Raw genomic sequence first — 912 nt, 5'->3', positions numbered from 1 at the left:
CTGCATCACTACAATCATCACCGACCCCACACCGGCATCGGCGGAAAAACACCCATCGAACGCCTACGTGTTCACAACCTGCCCGTGAAGAACACCTAGTGCGCCGGCGCCTCGGGGCCGCAGCGCCGAGGCTCGACGATGAACGAGGGGCACCACGCCAGNGNCGCTCGCTGGCGGGTGCCCTCGGGTGCGACTGNTTACTGTTCCGGTGGCGCTGCGTCGGCCAGGGTGGCGAGGTCGAATTCCAGGTCGCGGTCTCCGACGGTGACGACGATGCGCGCGTTGGCGCCGGCGGCGGCGACGTAGCTGGACAGGGTGGACAGCAGCAGGTCGTGTTGGCGTTCGACTTTGGACACCGCGGCTTGTCCTACTCCCAGGCGTCGAGCGAGTTCGACTTGGGTGAGGTCGGCGGCGCGGCGGATCAGCGCCAGGTTCATGGCGTAGGCGCGGTCGTCCTCGCGCATCTGCTGGCGGATGTGGTCGACGCGCTCGGCGCGGTCGGGGTCGGCGAGCAGCTTCTTGAGGCGGGCCCCGCCGCGATCTTCAACAGTCATGATTGGGTGTCCTTTCTGCGTTTCCAGGTCTCGATTGCGGCGTCGGCTCGGGTTCCGACGCTGTTGTAGAAGGCGTTTCCGATGCGGGCTTTGTCGCCGGCGAAGAGGGCGATGACGGCGTGTTCGTCGTCGGGGAACCACACGATGAGCCGCACGGCGATGTCGGGGTCGTAGGGGTGGGCCAGTCNCCAGACGGGATAGGTCTTGGATTGNCGAACGCGGCGCAGGTGGGCGGTGTCTTCTTCGGGTGCGTCGGTGAGTTCTTGGAGGTGCTGCAGTTGTGCGGTGATGTAGTCGAGTCGGCGGGCGCTGATCGGGTCGTTGTGGGCGTGATCTTCAAGCCGATCGAGCCAGGTGT

General features: G+C 66.0%; 1 protein-coding gene. It reads right to left on the bottom strand.

Going from position 1 to position 912, the window contains the following annotated elements; all coding sequences use genetic code 11:
• Positions 1–197: 197 nt before the first annotated feature.
• Positions 198–554, bottom strand: coding sequence for a type II toxin-antitoxin system RelB family anti-toxin (locus tag H7I57_RS23245; RefSeq protein ID WP_099962857.1), 357 nt, complete (start codon positions 552–554; stop codon positions 198–200).
• Positions 555–912 lie beyond the last annotated feature (358 nt).

Origin of the sequence: Mycolicibacterium pyrenivorans (assembly GCF_025821625.1) — a bacterium.
Taxonomy (GTDB): Bacteria; Actinomycetota; Actinomycetes; order Mycobacteriales; family Mycobacteriaceae; genus Mycobacterium; species Mycobacterium pyrenivorans.
This window is presented reverse-complemented; position numbering and strand designations above follow the sequence as displayed.

Bases quoted from the DNA above. Each gene is read 5' to 3' on its own strand.
- H7I57_RS23245 (WP_099962857.1), bottom strand. From the start codon at position 554: ATGACTGTTGAAGATCGCGGCGGGGCCCGCCTCAAGAAGCTGCTCGCC.